The 17,517-nt window shown below is 62.9% G+C and carries 16 protein-coding genes; 3 read left to right on the top strand and 13 right to left on the bottom strand.

The genetic code is table 11. The features are described from left to right. Positions 1-2 precede the first annotated feature (2 nt). Positions 3-1,721, top strand: coding sequence for an FAD-binding protein (locus ABGT79_RS05670; protein ID WP_346665375.1), 1,719 nt, complete (start codon positions 3-5; stop codon positions 1,719-1,721). A 102-nt stretch (positions 1,722-1,823) separates the two neighbouring features. Next, positions 1,824-3,287, top strand: coding sequence for an SLC13 family permease (locus ABGT79_RS05675; protein WP_346665376.1), 1,464 nt, complete (start codon positions 1,824-1,826; stop codon positions 3,285-3,287). A 241-nt stretch (positions 3,288-3,528) separates the two neighbouring features. Here ABGT79_RS05675 and ABGT79_RS05680 read toward each other — a convergent pair whose 3' ends face one another. The 12 genes from ABGT79_RS05680 to ABGT79_RS05735 form a co-directional block, all read right to left on the bottom strand. Beyond that, on the bottom strand, positions 3,529-3,885 hold the full coding sequence (locus ABGT79_RS05680; RefSeq protein WP_346665377.1) for a P-II family nitrogen regulator: 357 nt from the start codon (positions 3,883-3,885) through the stop codon (positions 3,529-3,531). A gap of 24 nt (positions 3,886-3,909) precedes the next feature. Continuing rightward, on the bottom strand, positions 3,910-5,115 hold the full coding sequence (locus tag ABGT79_RS05685; protein WP_346665378.1) for an ammonium transporter: 1,206 nt from the start codon (positions 5,113-5,115) through the stop codon (positions 3,910-3,912). Between the two features lie 762 nt (positions 5,116-5,877). Beyond that, entirely contained in the window at positions 5,878-6,210 is a 333-nt protein-coding gene (locus ABGT79_RS05690; protein ID WP_294484002.1) for a hypothetical protein, read from the bottom strand. A gap of 189 nt (positions 6,211-6,399) precedes the next feature. Then, positions 6,400-6,987, bottom strand: a complete 588-nt coding sequence (locus ABGT79_RS05695; protein ID WP_294484005.1) for a hypothetical protein — start codon at positions 6,985-6,987, stop codon at positions 6,400-6,402. Positions 6,988-7,059: 72 nt separating this feature from the next. Continuing rightward, complete coding sequence (locus ABGT79_RS05700) at positions 7,060-8,409, bottom strand: trypsin-like peptidase domain-containing protein (RefSeq protein WP_346665379.1); 1,350 nt, start codon at positions 8,407-8,409, stop codon at positions 7,060-7,062. A gap of 76 nt (positions 8,410-8,485) precedes the next feature. Further along, a complete protein-coding gene (locus tag ABGT79_RS05705) occupies positions 8,486-8,860 on the bottom strand; it encodes a hypothetical protein (protein WP_346665380.1) in 375 nt (124 codons plus the stop codon). A gap of 227 nt (positions 8,861-9,087) precedes the next feature. Further along, positions 9,088-9,249: a hypothetical protein gene (locus ABGT79_RS05710; protein ID WP_346665381.1), complete on the bottom strand. Its 162-nt coding sequence runs from the start codon at positions 9,247-9,249 to the stop codon at positions 9,088-9,090. A gap of 29 nt (positions 9,250-9,278) precedes the next feature. Next, positions 9,279-10,853 (bottom strand): ATP-binding protein, encoded by a 1,575-nt coding sequence (locus ABGT79_RS05715; RefSeq protein WP_346665382.1) that lies wholly within the window; start codon positions 10,851-10,853, stop codon positions 9,279-9,281. 3 nt (positions 10,854-10,856) lie between these two features. Further along, positions 10,857-11,633, bottom strand: a complete 777-nt coding sequence (locus tag ABGT79_RS05720) for a response regulator (RefSeq protein WP_294484015.1) — start codon at positions 11,631-11,633, stop codon at positions 10,857-10,859. A gap of 105 nt (positions 11,634-11,738) precedes the next feature. Beyond that, positions 11,739-12,596, bottom strand: coding sequence for a 4-hydroxy-3-methylbut-2-enyl diphosphate reductase (gene ispH, locus ABGT79_RS05725; protein WP_346665383.1), 858 nt, complete (start codon positions 12,594-12,596; stop codon positions 11,739-11,741). A 12-nt stretch (positions 12,597-12,608) separates the two neighbouring features. Continuing rightward, positions 12,609-14,189, bottom strand: a complete 1,581-nt coding sequence (murJ, locus tag ABGT79_RS05730) for a murein biosynthesis integral membrane protein MurJ (protein WP_346665384.1) — start codon at positions 14,187-14,189, stop codon at positions 12,609-12,611. A gap of 2 nt (positions 14,190-14,191) precedes the next feature. Further along, positions 14,192-14,773, bottom strand: coding sequence for a hypothetical protein (locus ABGT79_RS05735; protein WP_346665385.1), 582 nt, complete (start codon positions 14,771-14,773; stop codon positions 14,192-14,194). 271 nt (positions 14,774-15,044) lie between these two features. On the opposite strand from ABGT79_RS05735, the gene metK reads away from it, so the two are divergent. Next, positions 15,045-16,220 carry a methionine adenosyltransferase gene (metK, locus tag ABGT79_RS05740; protein ID WP_346665386.1) on the top strand — a complete coding sequence of 392 codons (1,176 nt, stop codon included), beginning with the start codon at positions 15,045-15,047 and terminating at the stop codon, positions 16,218-16,220. 162 nt (positions 16,221-16,382) lie between these two features. Here the strand turns inward: metK and ABGT79_RS05745 are convergent, their stop codons facing one another. Continuing rightward, complete coding sequence (locus ABGT79_RS05745) at positions 16,383-17,216, bottom strand: MBL fold metallo-hydrolase (RefSeq protein ID WP_346665387.1); 834 nt, start codon at positions 17,214-17,216, stop codon at positions 16,383-16,385. Between the last annotated feature and the right edge of the window lie 301 nt (positions 17,217-17,517).

The raw sequence follows: 17,517 nt of genomic DNA on the forward strand, positions 1-17,517 counted from the left end.
TCATGAAAGAAACCAGAGGATACGAATACACGACCGACCTTCTCGTCATCGGCTGCGGCTTCAGCGGCATGTGGGCCGCCATGCGGGCCAAGGACTTTCTTGACGACGTGCTCGTGGTGGACAAGGGCCCCCGCGACTGGGGCGGACTCGGCGGACTTTCCGGCGGCGACATGATCGTCAAGCAGCCCGACATGAATCTCGACGACCTGCTCGACGACCTCGTGTACTACTACGACGGTCTGGCCGATCAGCGCATTCTCGGCCAGATTCTCACCCAGTCCTACGAGCGCTTCATGGACTTTGAAAACTGGGGCCACAAGTTCGTGCGCAACGACAAGGGCGAACTGTGCTTCATTCCCCAGCGCGCGCTCGATCACATGCGCTACTACTATTACCATCCCTACGGCATGGGCGGCATTGAAAAGGCCCGTCTGCTCAAGCAGGAATGCGAAAAGCGCGGCGTGCGCCGCCTCGGCCGCACCGTGATCACCGACGTCGTCACCGACGGCGACCGCGTCACCGGCGCGGTGGGCTTTCATGCGCAGAGCGGCGTTCCGGTCTTCATCAAGGCGCGCGCCGTGCTGCTCGCCACCAACACCGGCGGCTGGAAGCCTTCCTACCATCAGAACACGCCGGCGAGCGAAGGCGTGAGCATCGCCTGGAACGCAGGCTGCGCCATGCGCAACTTTGAATTCTGGAAGGTGTGGAACGTGCCCGTGGATTTCGCCTGGGAAGGTCAGACCGGCCTGCTGCCCAAGGGCGCGCGCTTTCTCAACAACAAGGGCGAAGACTTCATGCGCAAGTATTCGCCGAAGTTCGGCGCCAAGGCCGATCCGCACTACAACACCCGCGGCATGGTGTGCGAAGTGCGCGCGGGCAACGGTCCCATCGTGTTCGACTGCAGCCAGATGAAGCCCGAAGACGTGGAAACCATGCGTCCGCGCGCCGGATGGATGGGTCTCAACGACAAGAAGCTGCGCGCCATGGGCATAGACTTCTTTGCCCAGAAGCTCCAGTGGATGCCGCAGGTGCGTCACACCTACGGCGGCATTGTGGCCGACCTCGACGGCTCCACGGCCGTGAAGGGCCTCTACGCCGCAGGCCTTGCGCGCAACCCCGATCCCGGCGTGTACATGGGCGGCTGGGCCACCTGCATCACCGCCACCACCGGCTACTGCGCGGGCGAAGCCGCCGCGCACTTCGTGCAGGGACACGACGCCGTGGCCTTCGACAGAGCCTACGCCGAAGACAAGGTGAACGGCCTGCTCAAGTATCTGGGCAGAGACGGCATCGCCCCCAAGGACGTCATTGCCGACATGCGCGAAGTGATGAGCGCCCCGGACATCGCCCTCATGAAGACGGGGCAGGGCCTCACCCACGGCCTCGACCGCGTGGCCGAAGTGCGCGAGGAATTCGCTCCGCGCATGGGCGCCCGCGACGCCCACGAACTGGCCAAGCTCTTCGAGGCGCAGTCCACCATTCTGCTCACGGATCTCAGCCTCACCGCCGCCCTCACCCGCAAGGAATCGCGCGCGGGCCACTTCCGCGAAGACTTCCCCGAACGGGACAACGCACACTGGCTCAAGTGGATCGAACAGAAAATGGTGGACGGCAGACGCGAACTGCACACCGTGCCCGTGCCCGTCAACGAATATCCCATCAAGCCCTACCGCTACTACATGGACAACTTCACCTGGCCTGAACACCGGCATGCAGGCTAGTTCCGTCCGCAGCGGAACGATATCGGCGCGGCCGTCCCCCGGCGGCCGCGCCTCTGCCGCGCATCCTGCGTGAAAAATATCCCATCTTTTTCGAGGAAAAGCATGAGCACCGCAACTCTCGCGCACAAACGCCCCCTCTCCCTTTCGTACTACATTCACACCGCCGTCTGCCTCATCATCATGTTCGGCGTGGGTCAGCTTCCGCCTCTCGCCCCGCTCACGCCCCTGGGCATGAATCTTGTCGGCATCTTCCTCGGCGTGCTCTACGGATGGATCTTCATCGAAATCGTCTGGCCCAGCCTCGCCGGACTGCTGGCCATGATGCTCATCGGCGGCATGACTCCGGTAAAGCTGCTCAACAACAGCTTCGGCCACCCCATCGTGCAGATGATGTTCTTCATCTTCGTGTTCTGCGCCACCATCAACTACTACGGCCTTTCCAAGTTCATTTCGCTCTGGTTCATCACGAGAAAGTGCGTGTGCGGAAAACCGTGGCTGTTCACCTTCACGTTTCTGGCCTCCATGTTCATTCTCGGCGCGCTCACCAGCGCCTCGCCCGCGGCGCTCATAGGCTGGAGCATCCTGTACGGCGTGTGCGAAGTGTGCGGCTACAAGCGCGGCGACGGATACCCCACCATGATGGTGTTCGGCATCGTGTTCGCCACCCAGATAGGCCAGTCCATGATTCCCTTCAAGCAGGTGGCGCTCACCGTGTTCAGCGCCTATGAAACCATGTCCGGCAGCGGCATAGACTACGCGAAGTACATGATCATTGCCTGCCTCATCTGCGTGCTCTGCTCGCTGTTCTTCATTCTCATGGGCAAGTACGTGTTCAAGCCCGACATGTCCAGGCTGCGCGACCTCAGAGCCGACGACCTGGACAGCGAAGGCGCGCTCAACCTCAACAACGTGCAGAAGACCATTCTCGTCTTTCTGTTCATGCTGGTGCTCCTGCTGCTCGCGCCGAGCTTCCTGCCCGCCGACTTCTTCCTCACCCGCTTCCTCAAGGCCATAGACAACACCGGCGTGGTCATTCTGCTCGTCACCATCATGGCCTGCATCCGCGTAGACGGAAAGCCCCTGCTCAACTTCAAGGTCATGGTCGATTCCGGCGTCACCTGGGGCATCGTGCTGCTGCTCGCCTTCGTGCAGCCGCTCACCATAGGCATGGCCGCGCCGAGCAGCGGCATCACCGACTTCCTCATGGGCCTCATCATGCCGCTCTTCGGCGAAAGCTCTCCCATGACCTTCGCCCTCATCATCGGCTTCGGCGCCATGCTGCTGACGCAGGTCATGAACAACGGCGCCGTGGGCGTGGTGCTCATGCCCGTCATCTACAGCTTCAGCCAGGCCACCGGCATGGCTCCCGAAATTCCGCTCATCATGGTGGTCATGTGCGTGCACTTCGCCTTCCTCACCCCCGCCGCCAGCGCCAGCGCCGCCCTGCTGCACGGCAACGAATGGAGCAACACCGCCGTCATCTGGAAAACCGCGCCCATCGCCATCATAGGGGCCTACCTTTCCACCGCCGTAGTCACCATGCTTCTCGGTCCCGTGCTCTTCTAGCCTCACGCCTGCCGCGTCATGCCGGACAGCGCGCCTCCAACGGGGAACCTCCCCATTTCCCATCGGCGGAGGCCGCAAGGTCCGTCCGCTTCCGGCCTCCGCCGCTTCGACCGGAACACTCTCCCGGCCGTCCTCCGAAGCGCGCAAAAGACGCGCGGCGACTTCCGTCACCGCGCGTCTTCCAGAGGAGGACTCAGGTCCTTTCTTTTTCCGTTTTCCGTTCCCGTTTACGTCGGAAAATCTACAGCGCCGCCTTGCCCGACTCGCCCGTGCGGATGCGTATGACGTTGTCCACGGGCAGAATGAATATCTTGCCGTCGCCGACGGCTCCGGTGCGGGCGTGTTCCAGAATGATCTTGACGGCGTCGTCCACCTTTTCCTCTTCCATCACGATTTCCAGCATCATTTTGGAGCGGAAGTCCACTTCCATGCGCTGCGAACGATAAATTTCGGTATGGCCGCGCTGACGTCCGAATCCGCGCACTTCCATGAGCGTGGCGCCGCCTATGCCTATGGAGCTCAAGGCTTCCTTCACGCGGTCCACGGTTTCCAGTCTAAGAATAACCTGCAGCTTTTTCAGGGAATTTTCTTTCTGCATGACAGTATCCTCATCAGTCGGTAGTTATATCTGGTAGCCGGATTCGGAATGTTCCGAAATGTCGAGACCCGTCACTTCCTTGTCCAGCGGCACGCGCAGGCCAACGAGCATGTCGGTGAGTCTGAGCAGCACGTAGCTGACCGGGAAGCAGAAGCCCACCGTGGCGATGACGGACACGAACTGCACCCAGAGCTGATACGGATTGCCGTACAGAAGTCCGTCCACGCCGTTGACGTCGGCACAGGCGAACACACCCGTAAGCAGTGCGCCGAGCACGCCGCCCACGCCGTGAATGCCCACGACGTCGAGAGCGTCATCATAGTTGAAAAGTCTCTTGAGGAAAATACCGCCGTAGCAGACCGCGCCGCCGAGCAGACCGATGATGATGGCCGCCCAGGGTTCCACGAAGCCGGCGCCGGGAGTGATGGCCACAAGGCCCGCCACCGCGCCGGAAGCCGCGCCGAGCACGGTGAAGTGACCGGTGTGCCAGCGTTCCACGGCGAGCCAGCCGAGGATGGCGCAGCCGGCGGAAAGATGCGTGGTGACCAGAGCGTTGGCGGCAAGACCGTTGGCCGCAAGCGCGCTGCCCGCGTTGAAGCCGAACCAGCCGAACCAGAGCAGCCCCGCTCCGAGCACGGTCATGGGAATGTTGTGAGGCAGACCGGCTCTGCGGCCCATGGTGGAACGCTTGCCGAGCACGATGGCGGCGGCGAGAGCGGCCGAACCGGAACTCATGTGCACCACCGCGCCGCCGGCGAAGTCAAGAGCGCCCATCTGCATGAGCCAGCCGCCGCCCCACACCCAGTGGGCCATGGGGCAGTACACCACGAGCAGCCACAGCGTGGAGAAGAGCAGCATGGCCTGAAAGTGAATGCGTTCGGCGTACGCGCCGGAAATGAGCGCGGGCGTGAGCGCGGCGAACATGCACTGGAAGGCCATGAAGGCAAGCGCAGGAATGGAGCCACCGTTGAGAGGCTCCTTGCCCACGCCGAAGAGCATGATGTTTTCAAAACCGCCGATAAGGCCGTGAATGTCGGGACCGAAGGCTAGCGTGTAGCCTACGATGGGCCAGACCAGCGCGCCTACGCCGAGAAGAACAAAGCTGTGCATGGTGGTGGAAAGCACGTTGCGCGAAGCCACGAGTCCGCCGTAGAACAGAGCGAGTGCCGGCACCATAAGCATGACCAGCATGGCGCTGATAAGAACAAAACCGGTATCAGCAGCGTTCATAGATATTTCCTCCTTCATCCAGAACGTCAGATTCTGTTCTTGACGATGCATAAACCGTGCCAACTCACCAAAAATAATTCAACGAGGTAAAATAACTGACATCTTCCTCAAAACGCCGATTGCCGCATTGATACAATAACGTTTCGGCACGATCCTGTTTCCCGCCGGTCGTCCTCCCACGCATTTTTGCGCCAGAAAATATTTTCTCCAACATTTTCAATAGGAAAGGCTTTATAATATTTTTTTGTATCAATCCAAGAATAACGATGAATCCTTTTCGTACCCCGCCGCCTCAAAAACAGCGGCCTCCGGGGTCACAGCAGACGCGGGCGGCTCTCGACTGCGCCAAAATCCGCAGTCGGAGGTCGAAATCTTTTCCGAAAGAAACGGCCTCATCACCTCAAGCGGTCTTCAGGGAGAAACGCCGGGCCAGCCTTCAGGGAGGCAGCGCAGAGCCGACCGGAGTCAGGGCAGCCGAAGCAAAGGCCGGCCGCCGGAGGGCGTACCGGAGCTCTCCACGGTTTCAGCAGCACGACGAACCGTCGGACGCCGCGCCTGTCCCTGAAAGGACGCCCGCCGAAGCCGGAGCAGCATCATCCGCCGCGCCGGAGCGACGCCTACAGCCCCAAAGGCAGGACGACCGACTCCTCTCAGAAGCCGGAGCGCCCAAACGACGGCGCAAAAAAACGGGACGCTCCGGCAAACGAAGCATCCCGCGGATGAAAAACAATTGAGAGAGTCGGCGCGCCGTTTCGGCGTCGCCTAGTGCATGGAGCAGGCTTCCAGCGCCTTGTCCAGCGTGGCGGTGTGATCGCGCAGGCGACCGTAGGCAAAAAAGTACCGATGCAGCGTCCACGCCTCAAGATCAAGGATGTCGAGCTTGCCTTCGCTCTGATCGCAGAGAAAGGGACGGAGCGCCTCCACCACTTCGGCGTCGGGAAACACCTCGCCTTCGTAGCTGATGCGCAGAAGATCGCCCTTCAACTCCACGGCGTCGGGAATGTACCAGTCTTCAAGCACGGCGCGCACGGCGCGATAGGTTTCCTCCGTGGCGGGATTCAGGGCCCCGTAGGCCTTCACGAGCACAGGTCTCATAGCTGCTCCGTATCCGCCTTTCCGCAGAGAAAGGCGTTCAGACTGAAACGCCGCGCCCGGAAGAACCGGACGCGGCGCAATGTTCACACTTCAGCGTCGAAGCGCAGAGTCTTCCGCCTTTCGCGATGCCGGACCGCGGGGCGCGAAGACGCGCCGGACGACTTCAACATCGACGAAGGCGCAAGCACTCTAGCGCATGGCTCCCATGATGGACATGGACGCATTCTTGAGCACGTCGGCCAGCGTGCTGGACAGTGTCTGTTCGGCAAGCGCCGCGCCGGGAATGCCGGTCTTTTCCTGCTGGGAGGCAAAGCTTCTGGACACCGTGGCCTGCTTCTGGCTGTAGAGGCGGGTCTGGATGCGGATGACGGCGTCGTAGCTGCTGATGCTCTTTTCCGTGAGCCACACGCGTTCGACCACGCCGCCCACGATGTAGTCGGGCTGTCCGGCCTGGGCCTGCGCCATGCTGGTGGCCAGAGACACCTGTGCGCCCTGACGCGCGAGTTCGTCGGCCAGAGACTGACTCACCCATTCCGCCACGCTGGAGCTGGGCTGGAAGGGACTGCCGTCCTTGCGGGCGCCGATGTCGATGCGGCCGCGCTGATCTTCAAACACGACCACGGCCACGCGCGGCGCCGTAGCCACGGGCAGGGCGGCCGTTCCGCTGGGATTATAAAGCAGGCGGACATTATTCTGGGCCAGGCAGCCGGTAAGGGCCACAGCGGCGAACATCAGAACCGCACACATGGACAGGGAAAGACGACGGAAATGAATCATACCTCAACTCCTGAAAAAGGGATTTCACACCTTAGCCTTTTTATGTCCGGGACGCAACGCCGGGCCGACCTGCTAAATTCCCATGCGCACCTGATAGAGACGGCCGCCTCGCAGCACCTGAAGCAGTATCTGCCGCTTGAGGAAATCCCGGCGGAACGCGTCGAGAAACGCCTTGCGCGAACCGGTCGCCCGGCCGGAAACAGCCGTCACGGCGTCGCCCCTCTCCAGTCCGAGACGAGCCGCGGGAGAATTGGGCCGCACCTCAGTCACCACGGCGCCGTTTCTGCCGTCCTTCACGGCCATGCCCCAGCGGCGCAGCGCAAGCGAAGCCGCCGTGCCGTCATCGAAGTCCGTCATGGTCAGGGTGACTGTCTTTTCCGAGCCGTTGCGCCACAGCTTCAGCGTCACGGGAGCGTGCGGCTGATGGTTGCGCAGCAGGGAAAGATATTTGTCTCTGTCGGTCACGGCGTTGCCGGAAATTTCCATGATCACGTCGCCGGGTCGTATGCCCGCCTTGTCCGCCGGGCCGTTGTCGAACACCTCCGTGACGAGCAGACCTTCGGCTTCGGGCAGGCGCAGGTAGCGGGCCGTGCGCGGATCCACGTTCTGACCGATGAGCGCAAGCCACGGCGTGCTCACATGGCCCTGATCGAGAATTTCGTCCACCACGCGGCGGGCCTTGCTGATGGGAATGGCGAAGCCGATGCCCTGCGCCTTGTCATAGATGGCCGTATTCACGCCGATGAGCTCGCCGAGGATGTTCAGAAGCGGACCGCCGCTGTTGCCGGGATTGATGGCGGCGTCGGTCTGGATGAGATCGGTGAACACGCCGTCTTCGGCTTCAATGGTGCGGTCGAGGGCGGAAATGACGCCCGTGGTCACCGTGTGCGAAAAGCCGAAGGGATTGCCGATGGCAATGACGCTCTCGCCGGGCATGAGATCGGTGGAATCGCCCATGGCCACGGAAGGCAGGTTCTTCGCGCCCTTGAGGCGCAGCACGGCGATGTCGAAATCCGGCTCCGCGCCCACCACGTCGGCGTCGAAGGTGCGGCCGTCGAGAAGGCGCACCGAAATGGCGGACGCGCCGTTCACCACGTGGGCGTTGGTGAGCACCAGCGAACGGCTGCCGTCGATGATGATGCCGGAACCGATGCTCTGACTGCGCAGATCGCGGCCGGGCATGTTGAAAAAGAAGTCGAAGGGGGTGAGCTCCGCGGGAGAGCGGCGCTCCACCAGCGTGCTCGTGATGTTCACCACGGCCGGAGCCACGGCGCTTACGGCGCGCACGGCGGGAGTCACGCGGGCCTGCTGACGCGCGGTCAGGGTCGGGGCGGCCGCGGGCGCGGCGGCGCAGCCCTCGGTCACGGGAACAAGACACAGAAGACAAACGAATACAAGAGAACGAACGGTAATTCTGCTCATAGAAAAAGACCCTCCGGAAAGCGGAGGTCAGTCTTTCGTCATTGCCTATCCGGACGCACGGGCGTCCGCAGAGAGGCTACTTGCCGTGAACCGGACGACCCGGTTCGTTTCTGCCGGGCGCGGGCGCTCTGCCGCCGTCCTTGCGGGGCTCGGGCCTACGCTGCACGGACGGGCCGGAAGGCTTGCCGGGGCGGGCAGGCGAAACATGGGCGTCTGGGCGCGGCGCGGGTCTGGAAATCTGCGGCTTCGGCGCAGGGGCCGGTCTGTTCGCCTGAGGCCGCGGAGCGGGAGCAGGCTTGTGGACCTGCGGGCGCGGGGCCGGACGGGGCGCGGGGCGCACGTCGTGACGCGCGGGGCCGGGATAGGGCTCCGCATACGTGTATCCGGGCTGCGGCGGAAGGCAGCCGGCCAGAAGAAAAAGACATCCTGCAACAATGGGCAGCGCGCGCATGGCATACCTCCAAGATGATGGAACAGACGGCGCAGGAGGCGGACTTCCGAAACGACGGGCCCGGCAAAACGCCCAGCGGACGTTTCGCCGAAGTTCTGCGCCGCGAAAAAACGCGCCGCAAACGCTCACGGCGCGAAATCTCAGCCGCTCGAAACGGCCCTGAGAAAACGCCCGGACAGCGCAGAGCTCATCCGGGCTTTTCCGAGGCCCGCCGAAGCGGCCTCACGCTAGCGGCTTCTCGGACCCCAGTAGGGATGATAGTCCGGGGGCGGCGGCCTGTGCCCGCGGGGCTGATCGTATTCCGGGCCGTCGTGATGAGGCGACGGAACGGCGCATCCGGCCAGAGCAAAACTTACGCAGAGAAGCGCGATAAGACCAAAACGAATCATGACAACTCCTTTTGTTTCCACCTTGCCGTTCACGTCCGCTTGAAGGTGGCCGTGGCTTTCAGCCCGCCTTCCGGCCTGTTTTCCAGCGTCACGTCGCCGCCGTGCATGCGGGCCATGCTCCGGGCAATGGACAGGCCGAGCCCTGTTCCGCCCGTGCTGCGGTTGCGTGAACGTTCCACCCTGTAGAAGGGCTCAAACACCTTTTTGAGTTCCGACTCCGCGATGCCGGGGCCGCTGTCGGAAATGATCACGGACAGCATGTCGTCACTGTCCCTGACGTCCACAACCACGTGACCGCCGTAGCGCAGCGCGTTGTCCATGAGGTTGGCCAGGCAGCGCTTCATGCTGAGCGGTCGCGCCTTGAGCGGACGGATCGAGAACATGGCCTCGGGCGTCTGAAGACGTTCCTCCATACGGATATCCTGCCCCATATCCTGCCGGTCTTCAACCAGACTTTCAATCAGGGACATGACGTCCACAACGGCGACATTCTCGCTCTTGCTGCGCGCGATGTCTATGGTTGTGTCCATGATCTGCTGCAGTTCTCCGATGTCCTTCTGCAGCGGGCCGCGCTGACTTTCGTCGAGCTGCTCCACGCGCAGACGCATGCGGGTGAGCGGCGTGCGCAGATCGTGCGACACCGCGGCGAGGGTGCGTTCCCGCTCGTCGAGAAATTCGCGGATGCTCGTCTGCATGCGGTTGAACGCCTGCGCGGCTTCGCGCACTTCGGTGGGACCGGTTTCAGGAAGGGCAGGAGTGTGGATGTCGCGGCCGAAGCGGTCGGCGGCGCGGGCGAGCCTGCGCAGCGGCTTCACGCAGAGATAGAAGGCCAGAAAACTGATGACCACAAAAAATATCTCGATGGCCATGATGCTCGTGAAGGGAAAATACGGCATGGGCGGATAGCCGGGCGCAGAGTCCTCAATGACCACCCACGTGCCGTCGTGCAGAGGGACCACGGCCGTGGCCTGATACACGGAAGGGCCGCGCTTTCTTTTGTCCTCGGTGAAATACTGACACACCGACTGTCCGAAGGATTCCATGGGGCTCGGCAGGTTCAGTTCGCGCACGGCCAGCATGCCGCGGCGGGGCACGTCGTCGCCCCGGCCGTCGCCGCCGTGCATTCTGCCGTGACGGCCCATGCCGCCATGCATGCCGCCATGCATGCCGCCGGAGCCCCCGGGCATGTCGCCGTACAGGCGCGAAAGGGACACGTTGAGCATGTATTCCATAAGCGTGGACACGTCCTTCATATCCTCATGCACGGACAAGGAAGGACGCGAGCTCGTAAACGTGACGAAAAATCCGCGGCTGTTGAACTGTTCGCGCAGCACGAAGCGGATTTCCGGCGAGGTGGAATCGAGCAGCGCGGCCACTTCGGCCATGCGCCGGGCTCTGTCGGCCATGAGGCCGCGCATGAAGTAGAAGTGGCGGGATTCTCCCGCGTAAATGGTGGTAAGCAGCAGCAACGCGAAGAAGCCGCCCGAAAAAATAAGTATGAGCTGCGCCAGAAGGGAATCGGGCGAGAGTCTGGAAACAAGATGTTTCAGACCGGAAAGAAAGCCCTTCCCTTCCGCATGCGTCCGGCTTTCCGCGGCAGCCATGAACTACTCCACGGTGATGGCGCTGGTGAACACGTAGCCGTCACCGCGCACCGTCTTGATGAGCTTGTTTTCGCGGCCCTTGTCGCCGTCGCCGGTGTCGCGCAGGCGGGCGCGGAGGCGGCATACCTGCACGTCGAGGCTGCGGTCGAAGGGACTGCGGTCGGTTTCCTGGCCCTGAAGCTCGTCCTGAATGAAGTCGCGGCTGAGCACCTTCTGCGGATGCTCAAGAAAAATGGTGAGCAGGCGGTATTCCGCGCCGCTCAGATTCACCACCATGCCGCCGGGAGCAATCAGGTGACGGGCCGAAATATCCAGGGTCCAGCCGCTGAAGTGATAGGCCTTTTCAGGGCGTCCTGCGTCGGCGGGAGCGCCGGGCGCGCGGCCGGAACGGCGGAGCACGGCGCGGATTCTGGCCAGAAGCTCGCGCGGCTGGAAAGGCTTGACCACATAGTCGTCCGCGCCGAGTTCCAGGCCCACCACGCGGTCGGCGGTGTCGCCGAGGGCCGTGAGAAAGATGACCGGCACGGACGAGGCGCTGTCCATGGCGCGCAGGCGGCGGCACAGGGAGAGACCGTCTTCGCCGGGCATCATGATGTCGAGCACGATGAGGTCGGGCACTTCCTGTTCAATGCTCTCGAACATGGCCTTGCCGCCGTCGGCCACCCGTACAAGAAAGCCGTGCTGGCGCAGATATTCGGCCATGAGGTCGCGGATATCCTGATCGTCGTCAACGACAAGAAGGGACAGGGCAGGCATCTGAGAAGTATCGGTATCGGGCATGGTAAGGTCCTCCAGAACATTCTGGAAAGACTATAGCCGGGAGCGGACTTAATCGCACCCTTTTTCCTGTTACAATATGTTGCAGGAAGCTTGCCGCTTCTTGCCTCACAGAAGCCGCAGCCTTTTTTCCACTTCGTCGATGATGTAGCGCGGCGTGGACGCGCCTGCCGTGAGTCCCACGGTGCGCACGCCGGAAAAATCGGCGGCCTTGAGCTCGTCGGCGGTTTCCACGAGCACCGTGGGCACGCCGCGCATGCGGGCAAGTTCGGCCAGACGTTTCGTGTTGCCGCTCGACTTGCCCCCGGCCACCACCATGGCCTGCACGCGCGCCGCTATTTCTCCGGCCTCCTCCTGCCGCTCGCGCGTGGCGTCGCAGATGGTGTCGAGCACGGCGAGCGATGAGCCGAACCGCGCGGACAGGCGACGGTGCATTTCATCGAAGATGAGGCGGTCCTGCGTGGTCTGGGCGGCGAGCACCAGCGGACGACCGTCCAGCTCCGCGCCGGAAAGCAGCGCCTCCAGCTCGGCCAGCGAGGAAAAAATGCGACTTGCGCCCGCGGCGTAGGAAATGAGGCCACGCACTTCGGGGTGCGACGCCTCGCCGTAGAGCAGAAGCTCGCGGCCGTCGGCCGTGGCCTCGGCAATGGCGAGCTGGGCGTTCTTCACGCGGGGGCAGGTGGCATCCTCCACGCGTGCGCAGCGTTCGCGCAGTCTCGCCTCCACGTCTCTGGGTATGCCGTGCGCCCGGATGAGCACCGACATGTCGCTTTCGGCCTCCTCCACGGCGTGCAGACAGCGCACGCCCTTGCGGGCGTAGTCTTCGAGCACCTGCGGGTTGTGGATGATTTCGCCGAGCGTGGCCACGCGCTGACCGGGGCGCGAGGCGACGATGGTGTCGAGCTTGTGCAGGGCAAGCGCCACGCCCATGCAGAATCCGGCGTGACTTGCGCGGATGACGTTCATGAAGGACCTCCGTCAGGACTGCCGGACGCGCTTCACGCGCCGCAGGAAGGGAGAGGTGACAAGGCGGAAGTAGTCGCGATGGAAGAACCAGGCGATGACGAGCCACGAGGCGACGAACAGCACGCCGCCCACGGCGAGCACGATGAACTGCTGAAGCAGGGCGTTCCAGCCCTTCATGAGCCTGAATCCGTCGTGCATGACGGCGAGCATGATGCCGCAGCCCGGCATGGAAATGAGCGCGCTGCGCCACGCCGTACCCCAGATGCCGACAAAGGCTCCGGACGCCCAGCGGCGGCAGGCCACCATCATGAGCACAAGCGCGTACAGCGCAATGGAAGCCGTGGTCACCAACGCCACGCCTCTTGCGCCGAGAAGCGGAATGAGCAGCATGTAGCCCGGCACGGCAAGCAGCGTGACCACCGTGCCCACCACGGCGGGCGTCACGGTGTCTTCCCGCGCGTAGAAGGCGCGGCCCGTCACCTGCTGCAGAAGCCAGAACGGCACGGCGAGCATCATGATCTGCAGAAGCGGCGCGGCTCCCCGCGTTTCGGCGACGGAAAAGCTGCCGCCCTCGAAGATGAATCCGAGCACCGGGCCGGAAGCGGTGATCATCCAGGCCGTGACGGGCACGGCCACGATCATGCTGTTCGTCATGGTGCGGCGCAAGGTGGCGCGAAATTCGTCCATGTCGCCCCGGGCGGCCAGAGACGCGAGGAACGGGAACGACGCCACGCCCGCGGCCTGCGCCACCACGCCCACGGGCACCATCATGATGCGCCGCGCATAGTTGAGCAGGCTCACGGCTCCGTCGCCGGCCATGCTGCCGAAAATGCGCACGAACTGCTCGTCGAGCACCACCACGGACTGACCGATCATGAGCGGAAGGGCCATGAGCAGAAATTTCTTCATGAGCGGATGCAGAAGGCCGAAGGAAAGGTGAAGCCCTCCGGCCCACACGGCCGCAAACGGCAGCGCGAACGCGCCGAGGGCGGCGCCTGCAAGCACGCCCCAGCAGAAGCCTTCCATGCCCTGCGCCAGTCCGAGCCACGGCAGTCCCACGCCGAAGAGCAGAATGCATCCGTTGTAGATGAGGGGCATGAGCGCGGGCACCGTGAACTGATGCCGGATGTAGAGCACGGCCGAAAGACACGCGCCCGGCAGGAAGAACACCTGCGCCGGCAGCACGATGCGCAGAAAATCCGCAAGACGCGCGCACTGCTCCGGCGTAAAGCCCGGAGCCACCAGCGGCGCAAGACGGGAGGCCGCCGCCCACGCGACCACGGAAAGCAGTCCGATGGACAGCGTGGCCCAGGAGAACACCACTCCGAAGAAGCGCCAGCCGTCGGCCTCGTCTTCCTCGAAGCGCCGGGAAAGCAGCGGAATGAGCGTGATGGAAATGTAGCCGCCCGCCAGAAGATAATTCAGAAAATCGGGCACGACGAAGGCCGCGAAATAGATGTCCGTTTCGCCGCCGGCTCCGAACTGCCAGGATATGATCTTGTCGCGGAAAAGCCCCATGAAGCGCGAAACGAGCACGCTGAACGCCATGATGAGGGCGGCCGCCCCCATTTTCTGCCGAGATGTAAGTGCCATACTCATACCGGAAGCCCCACGGCTCGGGAAACGGACAGAATCCTCACGCTCTCCGGCGGAATGACCACATATTCCCGGCTGAGCGGTCGCCAAGGATCCGTCAATTTTGCATAGGGCAGGCAGAAGAGCGCGCCCGCCTCCAGACTGCAGTCGAGAAAATGCAGCCCCTCCATATCCATATAGTGTCCCACCGTCCAGTGATCCACGTAGGGCCGTTCCGAAGGCGGGGCAATGCGCAGAAAGCGAAATATCGACACCAGCGGCATGGGAGGTCTCGCGCAGGAACGCAGCGCCTCCCACACCTGATCGCAGGACGCGTCCGGCGCAAAGGGCGCGCTCACGCAAAGGCCGGGAAACTCGTGCCGGCGCACGTCTTCGAGCATGAAGTCCACCAGGGAAACATAGTCGGTGCGGTGTTCGAGAATTTTTCCGAACATGTCCGGATCGGCGGCCTGCGCGTACAGCGCGCGATTGAAAATTCTCCGGGCCTGATGCGGACCTATGCTGAACAGCACCTGCAGCGCGTTGAGCACTGCGTACATGGCGCAGAAATTATCAATTTTTCCCTGATAGAAAGGCTGCATGGCGTACTCCCGGACAGGCACGTGAAGCAGGAGGACCCGTCGGCCCGCACCAGGAGCCATCCTTCTGTTTTCCCTTTCTTAGGGGATAACGTGACGATGATATCCCGTCAAGAAGCTGGACAGCCCGCATTTCCCTGTGTATAGTGTCGGAGTGAAAGGCATATTACCATAGCTTGATATAAAGATATGTTCTTTCCCGGATGCCTCTCGCTCACGGTGTCCGGTTCATGCCGCATCCCTCCGAGCGCCCCGTGAACTTCAAGGAGACTCCATGATCCCCCCTAAAGGCAAATACCTCTTTACTTCCGAATCCGTCACTGAAGGTCATCCCGACAAGGTGGCCGATCAGATTTCCGACGCCGTGCTTGACGCCCTGCTTGAGCAGGATCCCGATTCCCATGTTGCCTGCGAAACGCTGGTGACCACGGGCATGGCCATTGTGGCCGGCGAAATCACCACCAAGGGCTACGCCGACCTTCCGGCCATCGTGCGGCGCACCATACGCAACATCGGCTATCTCGGCACCGACATGGGCTTCGACGCCCAGACCTGCGCCGTGATTTCCTCCATCGACAAGCAGTCGCCCGACATCGCGCAGGGCGTGAACCGCGCCAAGCCCGAAGATCAGGGCGCGGGCGACCAGGGCATGATGTTCGGCTTTGCCTCCAACGAAACCGACACGCTCATGCCTGCTCCCATCTACTGGGCGCATCAGCTCTCGCTCCAGCTCTCGCGCGTGCGCAAGAACGGCATCGTCGATTTCTTCCGCCCCGACGGCAAGACGCAGGTCTCCTTTGAATACGTGGACGGCAAGCCCGTGCGCATCAACAACGTGGTGGTGTCCACGCAGCACTCCCCCAAGGTGAGCCACGACGACATCGTGGAAGCCGTGAAGAAGGAAGTCATTCGTCCCATTCTCGAGCCCACCGGCTACTTCGATGAAAAGGACTGCGAAATCTTCATCAACACCACGGGACGCTTCGTCATCGGCGGCCCCATGGGCGACTGCGGCCTCACCGGCCGCAAGATCATTCAGGACACCTACGGCGGCATGGGCAACCACGGCGGCGGCGCGTTCTCCGGCAAGGACCCCTCCAAGGTGGACCGCTCCGGCGCGTACATGGCCCGCTACGTGGCCAAGAACATCGTGGCCGCCGGTCTGGCCGACCGCTGCGAAGTGCAGATTGCCTACTGCATCGGCGTGGCCGAACCCGTGTCTGTTCTGGTTCACACCTTCGACACCGGCAAGCTGCCCGACGAACAGCTCACGAAGGTCGTGCGCGAAGTGTTCGATCTGCGCCCCTACTTCATCTGCAAGCGTCTCGACCTGAAGCGCCCCATCTACAGCAAGACTTCCTGCTACGGTCACTTCGGCCGCGAACTTCCCGAATTCACCTGGGAAAAGCGCGACGCCGTGGCCGATCTCATCACCGCCGCCAAGCTGTAGTCTTCCCTTTCTGAACGCGAAAGCGGAGGAAGAACATCGTTGTTCTTCCTCCGCTTTTTTTCGGAACATCCGCCCTGCCAGCCTGCAATCCGCAGACGCCGCCTTCACGCCGGACTCATCGCCGCGTCGGCCTGAAAACAGGGCGGAACAAAAAACGTTCGCCTACTTCAGCACGCGCGGTTCGGTGAAGGGCACATGGGAGCCCACCACCAGCCAGCCGCCCCGGCGGGCGCGGTTCAGCATGTCTTCACGCACGCGGGCCGCGGCCGCGGGGTCCATGTCGAAGCTCGTGGAAACCGCAGGATTCGTTTCCTGCACGTCGAAGGCATGCAGAAGATCGCTCCAGAACAGGAAGGTGCGGTCTTCCCCGGAAATCATGATGCCCACGTGTCCGGGCGTGTGTCCGGCCTCGTCCACGGCCAGAACGCCGGGAAGCTGCGCGCACACGCTCTCTCCGGCTTCAAACGTGGCCACGCGGCCCTTGTACGCGGCAACAATGTTCGCCACGTTCTCGAAAATCTTCACCGCGCCGCCCTTCGCCGCCTGACGGTTCGCCTCGCTGGTCCAGTACGAAAGCTCCCGCTCGGGGAACAGCACCACGGCCGACGGGAACGCGGCCCTGCCGTCCTTCACGAGGCCGCCCACGTGGTCGCCGTGCGCATGCGTGACGATGACGTGCGTCACGTCGTTTCTCTCAAGTCCGGCCCCGCGCAGCGCCTCGTCCATCTGGGCGTCCGTCCAGTCGAAGCCCGTGTCCACCAGCGCCGCCACGCCGGGCGCGCGCAGAAGCAGCACATTGAGCACGTTGTGAATCGCGCCGTCAGGGTAGGCGTCGGCCACGGCCTTCTTCTGCTGCGCCGTGCCCGGCAGCAGAATGGACGCGTTCAAGTCCTTCTGCACCAGAGACACGACTCTGACGTTCACATTGCCCACGGAAAGTTCATGAAACGGAATGTCCCCGGTCTGCGCGGACGCGTTGCCTGAAGCAATCATCATAACGACTCCCAACAGTTGAACAACCTTTTTCCACATAACGACCTCCCTGATCAGCGGGGAATGCCGCCGTCGCCGGGCGGCATGATTTTTTATGCCGAAGGCGGACGTTCCGGGCCTCCTGCGTCGCGCCGCAGCCCCGCGGCGCGACGCGTCTGCCGACATCCGGTCGGGCGCGCTCCCAGCACGCGCCCCGCTCTGCCGGTCTCTTCCGACGCGTCCGGAACGGATCGCCCTGTTCCCATGATACGGCAAGACGTTCTTCTCCGCCACTCTTCATCCGCAAGGCTCCGCGGTGAAAACG

Source organism: uncultured Mailhella sp. (assembly GCF_963931295.1).
Taxonomy (GTDB): Bacteria; Desulfobacterota; Desulfovibrionia; order Desulfovibrionales; family Desulfovibrionaceae; genus Mailhella.

Excerpts from the sequence above, each read along its gene's own strand:
- ABGT79_RS05670 (WP_346665375.1), top strand. The coding sequence starts at position 3 with ATGAAAGAAACCAGAGGATACGAATACACGACCGACCTTCTCGTCATC.
- ABGT79_RS05675 (WP_346665376.1), top strand. The coding sequence starts at position 1,824 with ATGAGCACCGCAACTCTCGCGCACAAACGCCCCCTCTCCCTTTCGTAC.
- ABGT79_RS05680 (WP_346665377.1), bottom strand. The coding sequence starts at position 3,885 with ATGCAGAAAGAAAATTCCCTGAAAAAGCTGCAGGTTATTCTTAGACTG.
- ABGT79_RS05685 (WP_346665378.1), bottom strand. The coding sequence starts at position 5,115 with ATGAACGCTGCTGATACCGGTTTTGTTCTTATCAGCGCCATGCTGGTC.
- ABGT79_RS05690 (WP_294484002.1), bottom strand. The coding sequence starts at position 6,210 with ATGAGACCTGTGCTCGTGAAGGCCTACGGGGCCCTGAATCCCGCCACG.
- ABGT79_RS05695 (WP_294484005.1), bottom strand. The coding sequence starts at position 6,987 with ATGATTCATTTCCGTCGTCTTTCCCTGTCCATGTGTGCGGTTCTGATG.
- ABGT79_RS05700 (WP_346665379.1), bottom strand. The coding sequence starts at position 8,409 with ATGAGCAGAATTACCGTTCGTTCTCTTGTATTCGTTTGTCTTCTGTGT.
- ABGT79_RS05705 (WP_346665380.1), bottom strand. The coding sequence starts at position 8,860 with ATGCGCGCGCTGCCCATTGTTGCAGGATGTCTTTTTCTTCTGGCCGGC.
- ABGT79_RS05710 (WP_346665381.1), bottom strand. The coding sequence starts at position 9,249 with ATGATTCGTTTTGGTCTTATCGCGCTTCTCTGCGTAAGTTTTGCTCTG.
- ABGT79_RS05715 (WP_346665382.1), bottom strand. The coding sequence starts at position 10,853 with ATGGCTGCCGCGGAAAGCCGGACGCATGCGGAAGGGAAGGGCTTTCTT.
- ABGT79_RS05720 (WP_294484015.1), bottom strand. The coding sequence starts at position 11,633 with ATGCCCGATACCGATACTTCTCAGATGCCTGCCCTGTCCCTTCTTGTC.
- ispH (WP_346665383.1), bottom strand. The coding sequence starts at position 12,596 with ATGAACGTCATCCGCGCAAGTCACGCCGGATTCTGCATGGGCGTGGCG.
- murJ (WP_346665384.1), bottom strand. The coding sequence starts at position 14,189 with ATGGCACTTACATCTCGGCAGAAAATGGGGGCGGCCGCCCTCATCATG.
- ABGT79_RS05735 (WP_346665385.1), bottom strand. The coding sequence starts at position 14,773 with ATGCAGCCTTTCTATCAGGGAAAAATTGATAATTTCTGCGCCATGTAC.
- metK (WP_346665386.1), top strand. The coding sequence starts at position 15,045 with ATGATCCCCCCTAAAGGCAAATACCTCTTTACTTCCGAATCCGTCACT.
- ABGT79_RS05745 (WP_346665387.1), bottom strand. The coding sequence starts at position 17,216 with ATGATGATTGCTTCAGGCAACGCGTCCGCGCAGACCGGGGACATTCCG.